This window comes from Ligilactobacillus animalis KCTC 3501 = DSM 20602 (assembly GCF_001434535.1).
GTDB classification, from domain to species: domain Bacteria; phylum Bacillota; class Bacilli; order Lactobacillales; family Lactobacillaceae; genus Ligilactobacillus; species Ligilactobacillus animalis.
The window spans coordinates 117,563-124,803 of the sequence record NZ_AYYW01000037.1 but is presented as its reverse complement, the minus strand read 5'-3'; the positions used below and the strand labels follow the sequence as shown (position 1 = coordinate 124,803).

Below are 7,241 nucleotides of genomic sequence, written 5' to 3'. Positions count from 1 at the left end.
GTTCATCCTGAGCCAGGATCAAACTCTCAATTTAAAGTTTGTGACTCTTTATTTTTTACTAGCGAATTGACTTCGCAAAATGTTTATTGCTCTTATCGCTCGGATAAGAGACCCTGCACATTTGCTTATCGAAACTTTGTTCAGTTTTCAAAGATCTACCTTTTTATAAATCAGCTGTTTAGTAACAACTTCTTTATTATATCATCTCGCAGAATCGATGTCAACAATTATTTTTAAATAATTATTTAAGCATCATTTCTAGGCGACTTATTTATCTTACCAAATCATCAAATGATTTGTCAATAAATATTTTAATTTTTTGTTATCGTCGATCTCAACAACAACTTTTATATCTTATCATTATCAACAACTCAATGTCAATAACTTTTTTTAAAGTTGCTGTCGTCATCTCAACGACAAATAATATATTACCAAGTCTTACTGCCAACGTCAACAATTTTTTTTAAATTTATTTTAAGTGCGTTGTATCATTCCATTTTTTCAGTTCAAAAGTCGACTGATCTTTGGTTTCTAAAACTGTTACTGAGGTATTAGCAACAAGTCCTTCACGCCGAATCGTATTGAGATCTTTTCCTAAAAGATATTTAACACCAAATGTGATCACTAACGCGTGGGCTGTCACTAAGACATTACCTTCTGGATAACGTTTAGCGATCTGAATCAAAGCACTTTTTACACGTTCTGCTAATTCAGAATAGTTTTCCGCCTCGATCGCACTACCATCAAAATTGAGCGGATCATTTAAAAACGTCTGCCAAATAGGATCAGCTTGATGTTTAGTCGCTAGATCACCATCCCAGATCCCAAAATCAAATTCTTTCAGATCATCTAAAGTTTCAAACTGCAACGGCGTCTCAAATTGAGCTACGATATTTTTACCAGTATCTAAAGCACGTTTTTGCGGACTGGAAAAAGCAGCTACAAAATCAATATCAGCTAAAGCTTTACCAGTTTGTTTTGCATCAGCTATACTTTGGGGCAATAAGGGTGAATCATGGACAGCACCTTGCAAACGGCCATCACGATTATACTCAGTTTTGCCGTGGCGTACTAAATAAAAAGTTGTCATCTCTTATATCTATCCTTTCAAAAAATCACTTGTTTATTTTACGCTATCCAATTTATTCGCGCAACTTCCATAATATGTTCAACAATACAATAAGAGACCCATCACGATACGAAATCATGATGGGTCCCTGTCGTAATGACCGCCTTATCCACGATCATCTTAATAATTATGCTTCGGGATCATCTTTTGTGATCTTTTCTAAGCCACCCATATATGGACGTAAGGCTTCAGGGATCGTGACCGAACCGTCTTCATTTTGGTAATTTTCCAAAATAGCAGCGACTGTCCGCCCAACAGCTAGACCTGAGCCGTTTAGAGTATGCACGAATTGTAATTTGCCATTTTCATCTCGGTATTGGATGTGGGCGCGCCGTGCTTGGAAATCTTCACAGTTAGAACAACTTGAGATCTCACGGTAGGTATCTTGCGCTGGCATCCAAACTTCAAGGTCATGTGTCATAGCTGCACTAAAGCCCATATCACCTGTTGATAAAGTGATCACATGGTATGGCAAACCCAATTTTTCCATGATATCACCGGCGTTTTGAGTCATCTTTTCTAATTCGTTATATGATTCTTCTGGTTTAGCGAACTTGACCATTTCAACTTTATTGAATTGGTGCATCCGAATAAGCCCGCGCGTATCACGTCCTGCACTACCAGCTTCTGAACGGAAGCTTGGTGTCAAAGCTGTAAAGTAGACTGGCAATTGATCCGTTGGGATAACTTCATCACGGTAGTAGTTAGTCAATGGAACTTCCGCAGTTGGGATCAAAGTCATATCTTCACCATTTACTTGGTAAACATCTTCTTTGAACTTAGGGAATTGTCCTGTACCATACATTGTCTTGGCATTGACGATATATGGTGGTAAAACTTCGGTATAACCTTCCTTAGCGTGTTCATCCAACATAAAGTTATAAACTGCACGTTCCAAACGAGCACCCCAACCTTTATAGTAGACAAAACGTGCACCAGAAACTTTAGCCCCACGTTCAAAGTCTAAGATACCTAGATCTTCACCGATATCCCAGTGAGCTTTAGGTTCAAAGTCAAATTTACGTGGTGTGCCCACTTTACGCAATTCAACGTTGTAATCTTCATCCGGACCAACTGGGATCGTTGCGTTAGGCAAGTTTGGTAAGCGTGCCGCCATATCATGGACGATCTCTTCAACTTCAGCTAATTGTGCATCGAGTTGCTTGATCTGGCCACCGACTTCACGCATTGCTGTGATCGCTTCGGTCGCATCTTCTTTGTTACGCTTAGCTTGTGCGATCGCTTCGGATACTTCATTACGCTTTTGCTTCAAAGATTCTGATTGCACCAAAAGTTCACGGCGTTCTTTATCTTTTGCCAATAATGTATCGATCGTTTCAGCTTCCACACCACGTGTTGCCAAACGAGCTTTGATATCATCTGGATTTTGACGGATCATTTTAATATCTAACATCTTATTGCCCCCTAATTTAGCTAATTATTTTATCTAATCGAAAAAAAGAGCCTTTCCGTCCCCTAAATTGGGACGAAAAGACTCTTTTCGCGGTACCACCCAAGTTCGACATAACGTCGCACTCATATACAAATAACGGTTTTCCCGTGCGGCATTACCCGCCCATACAAGGTTACGCTGGAGTTTCGGCGTCATGGTTTGCAGCGACCACCATGTCTCTGTCATGCCTACTTATGGCGAACTCAGATGTTTCGATTATTTATACCAGTATCATAATATTTATTTTGCAAAATAGCAAGTCTATTCTAGACTTTCATCGATTTTTTCTTGCATTTCCATTTTTTCTTTGGAAATATCATGTGGGGTCAGATCCACTTCATCCAATGGAATAACTTTAGTCTTATATTTGATCTTATAGTAAGCATACAAGATGATGAACAATGGAACTGACATATAGGAGACCCCGATCGCTTGCCAGTTAAAGTCCTTGAATGATTGGATATCTTGGCCGATGATGACTAAGATACACAAGATCAAGGCTAGGATCGGACCAAATGGGAACCACTTAGCCTTGTATTTCAACTCACTTAAGTCATGACCTTGCGCTTTGAAAGCACGGCGGAAACGATAATGCGAGACCGCGATCCCGATCCAAGCGATAAAACCAGTCAAACCACTAGCACTCACTAAGAAAGTATAGACTTGATTACCAAAGATACTTGCTAAAAATGTAAATAGACCAACGAGCGTCGTCCCGAGCAAAGCAAAGATCGGGATCCCACGGGAGTTGACCCGCGAAAACATCTTCGGTGCATCGCCATCGATACCTAAAGCAAACAACATCCGGGTCGAGGCATACATCCCTGAGTTAGCCGCCGATAAGACCGAAGTCAAAATAACAGCATTCATCACCGAAGCCGCGGAAGCAAGACCGGCCCGCTTAAAGACTAAGGTAAATGGACTGATCGCAATATCGCTTGCTTCAGAACCTAATAAGTTTGGACTCGTATAAGGAATGATGCAGGCGATCACAAAGATCGAAAGGATATAGAAGAGCAAGATCCGCCAAAAGACTTGTTTGATCGCTTTTGGTAAACTCTTTTCAGGATCTTTAGTCTCACCGGCTGTGATCCCGATCAATTCAGTCCCTTGAAAAGAGAACCCGGCTACAACAAAGACGCTCAAGATCGTTGGGATCCCCCCAACAAATGGGGCATTACCTTTAGTAAAGTTTTCTAAGTAAGTTGCATGCCCACCTAAAATACCAAAGATCGTTAGTAACCCAACTGCTAAAAAGACGACAACTGTTACGACTTTGATCAAAGCCATCCAGTATTCAGCTTCACCAAAAGATTTAACTGATAAGGCATTGATAAAAAAGATAAGTAGTAATGCTGATAAACTAAAGACCCAAGCTGGAACATGTGGGAACCAAAATTTCAAAACTAAGGCGACCGTCGAGATATCAACCGCTAATGTGATCGCCCAGTTGAACCAATAATTCCATCCCATCGCAAAACCAAATGCCGGATCAACAAAGCGGCGCGCATAAGTCGCAAACGAACCTGTCACCGGAAGATAAGTTGCCATCTCCCCTAAAGATGTCATCAAAAAGTAGACCATCAGACCGATCCCTAGATACGCCACCAAAGCGCCACCAGGTCCCGCGGTCGAGATCGCTGAGCCACTGGCCACAAATAAACCAGTCCCGATACTACCACCAAGTGCGATCATCGACAAATGTCTTGTCTTCAATGACCGCTTCATTGTATTCTTCTCTGCCATGAAAATTCCTCCTATTTTTTAGAGAAGTCGTGCAAGCATATAAAAAGCGCACCTCCGAGACATCGAAAGTGCGCTTTGATCATCTATCAATTCATTCTTGTAGCAAACTGCCACTCATCTCGATAGCGCTCCGTAGTTACAACTACGACAGTTCCCGATCTCTTAAACCGGGCCCCAGCCTAGACAAAATAAAGTTTGCCCAGCTTCGGCAAATTCCCCTTTCACTAGGTTTCAGCGTTGCTTTATCAACTCCACCTAGCTACTGATGGTTTTTGCGACCTCTTCTTCGACGTTTTCAACTTCCAATTTTAACTTGGATGCGATCTAATTGCAAGACATATCTTTAATTTTGTCCCTCCGCTTGCTCGATCTGAGCATGTAGATCAGCGATCGCCAAGTCTTTTGCTAAAAATTCTTGATCTGCCACTGGGAAATGTTGCTCGATCGTAGCAAACGGCTGCAATTGGACCGTAGCTTGCTCGATCTCAAAATCAAGTAAGTGGCCCCCCATTGACTTATCATCGGCTAAGAAATGCAAGTGATAGCCGGCTGCTGCCATCCCTTGAAACATTTCTGGTGCAAAATAACCAATGACCGTACCCGTGATCGCTTCAGCATCAAACAAAGCCTGTTCATCCGCTACCTGCGTCAAGGTCTTATAGGGCCGGGTTTGCTTTTCGACCGCACGTGTCTTAACTTTGTTAAAGCGCCCCGTGATCTTAACTGCAAAGAACAGATTTTTGTACGGATAATTAGCCAAGATCTGCTCACCTAGCTGCTTTTGCGTCAAAGCTCTAACTGTAAACGTATCTTTGGCTTGATCAAAGTGGACCGTAGCAAAAGGCACTTTTTCCTCGGGCTTTAAGATCCGGACCTCACCTGTGCTTTGGACCAAATAAGGTGTGTGATCTAACAAGACCATTTCACCATCCAGCCCACTGGCAGTCCCGATCCCAAAATCGCCATGCTCTAACAGGTCAGCTACCGTCAATGTGCCTTCAAACAGACCGGGAACTAACATCCCTAAAGTCCCATGTTGATAGACACGACTTTCATATTTTTCCATATATCCTCTACCTCGATCAGTGTAATTGGTCTTCCAAGATCGTCTTACCTAATTCTTGGTTGAAACTGTAATCGACCGGTACATCCACGATCGTTGGTCCCTTTTCTTTGAAGGCCTTATCTAATACTTCTTCTAATTCAGAAGCTTTATTGACGCGATAACCTTTAGCGCCAAAGCTTTCTGCATATTTCACGAAATCGACGGGGCCAAATTTAACAGCGGCCGACTTACCATATTTCATCTCTTCTTGGAATTTGACCATATCGTAGTTACCGTCATTCCAAATAATGTGCACGATATTTAAATTCAACCGGACTGCCGTTTCCAAGTCTTGGGATGAGAACAAGAAACCACCGTCCCCTGAAACCGAGACCACTTTGGTATTCGGACGGACCAAAGCCGCGGAGATCGCCCACGGTAAAGCGACCCCTAATGTTTGCATCCCGTTACTAAAGAGCAAGTGGCGTGGTTCATAACTTCTAAAGTGACGGGCCATCCAAATATAGAAACTACCAACGTCAACTGTCACGGTCATTTCATCTGTGACCCGATCTTGTAAAGCTTGGATGATGCTCAATGGATGACTTTGAACTTGATCTTTGGTCACTTCAGGCGGAACGTCACGTTTTTCCAAAGTCTTACGCAATGAATCTAAGTAAGCCTTTGATTCTTCTGGGACCGAGTAGCCCTTCATGTACGGCAACAAGAAATCTAATGTTTGCGAAATGTCACCAACTAATTCACGTTCTGGTTGATAATTCTTGTCGATCTCAGCTCGCATCGAGTCGATAACTACGATGTTGGCACTACGATCAGAGTTCCAATTGCGTGGCTCGTATTCGATCGGATCATAACCGATCGCGATCACAAGGTCACTTTTCTTGAGCAATTGATCCCCAGGTTGATTTCTAAATAAACCGACCCGGCCAAAGAAATCATCTTCCAATTCACGTGGGATGATCCCTGCACCTTGGAAGGTCTCAACTACTGGTAAATGTGTCGCAGCGATCAAACGGCGGATTGCATCCGTTGTTTCAGGATCAGAAGCCCGCATCCCTAACAAGAGAACTGGTAGCTTGGCTGCTTTGATACGTTGGGAAAGCAAAGTCGATTCGATCGGACTAGCTGGTCCCAATTTAGGTGCTTCAAGTGGTTCGATCACACTGGTCTTGACCTTACCATCTGTCACGTCTTGTGGTACTGAGACAAAACTTGCACCTTGTTTAGAGGCTTCAGCTTCTTGATAAGCATTAGCGATCACTTCGGAAACATTTTCCGGTTCTTGAACTTCTGCACTGTATTTTGTGATCGGTTCAAACAAAGCTGCATTTTTCATGCTTTGGTGCGTCAAACGCAAGAGGTCAGTCCGTTGTACTTGCCCCGCGATCGCTAAAACAGGATCTCCTTCCGCTGTGGCAGTTACCAGACCAGTTGCTAAGTTAGAAGCACCCGGACCTGACGTTGCGATCACGACCCCAGGTTTCCCTGTGATCCGCCCTACACCAGCAGCCATGAAAGCCGCATTTTGTTCATGACGCGTCAAAACAAACTTTGGCGTACGTGGATCTTTAGGATGTTCAAGCAATTCAAAAACCCGGTCGATCTTAGCTCCCGGGATCCCAAAAACAAATTTAACATCATGGTTGATCAAGCTATCAACGATCGCATCCGCGCCGTAATATTCTTTTTCCGACACACTTAATTCCCCCTACTCAATTTTAAACGTTTTCTTACTTCTAGTTATAACTATATACATAACACAATTTATTTTCAAGTAGAGTGCAAGCCAAAGCGTATGCCTCATTTACAGCTAAACAAAAAACGCGCCGGGATCTTCCGTACGCGTT

5 protein-coding genes and 1 riboswitch are annotated in these 7,241 nt (G+C 42.7%); all 5 genes read right to left on the bottom strand.

Features of this window, described 5'->3' with window-relative positions; all coding sequences use genetic code 11:
• Positions 1-469: 469 nt before the first annotated feature.
• The 5 genes from FC30_RS07010 to alsS all read right to left on the bottom strand — a co-directional run bounded on the left by FC30_RS07010 (position 470) and on the right by alsS (position 7,090).
• Positions 470-1,090, bottom strand: a complete 621-nt coding sequence (locus tag FC30_RS07010; protein WP_010690380.1) for a histidine phosphatase family protein — start codon at positions 1,088-1,090, stop codon at positions 470-472.
• Positions 1,091-1,256: 166 nt separating this feature from the next.
• Positions 1,257-2,543: a serine--tRNA ligase gene (serS, locus tag FC30_RS07005; RefSeq protein WP_010690378.1), complete on the bottom strand. Its 1,287-nt coding sequence runs from the start codon at positions 2,541-2,543 to the stop codon at positions 1,257-1,259.
• A 300-nt stretch (positions 2,544-2,843) separates the two neighbouring features.
• Positions 2,844-4,328, bottom strand: a complete 1,485-nt coding sequence (locus FC30_RS07000; protein ID WP_010690377.1) for an amino acid permease — start codon at positions 4,326-4,328, stop codon at positions 2,844-2,846.
• A 115-nt stretch (positions 4,329-4,443) separates the two neighbouring features.
• Positions 4,444-4,620: riboswitch (Lysine riboswitch) on the bottom strand.
• A gap of 51 nt (positions 4,621-4,671) precedes the next feature.
• On the bottom strand, positions 4,672-5,394 hold the full coding sequence (budA, locus tag FC30_RS06995; protein WP_010690376.1) for an acetolactate decarboxylase: 723 nt from the start codon (positions 5,392-5,394) through the stop codon (positions 4,672-4,674).
• A 16-nt stretch (positions 5,395-5,410) separates the two neighbouring features.
• Entirely contained in the window at positions 5,411-7,090 is a 1,680-nt protein-coding gene (gene alsS / locus FC30_RS06990) for an acetolactate synthase AlsS (RefSeq protein WP_010690375.1), read from the bottom strand.
• Positions 7,091-7,241: the final 151 nt, after the last annotated feature.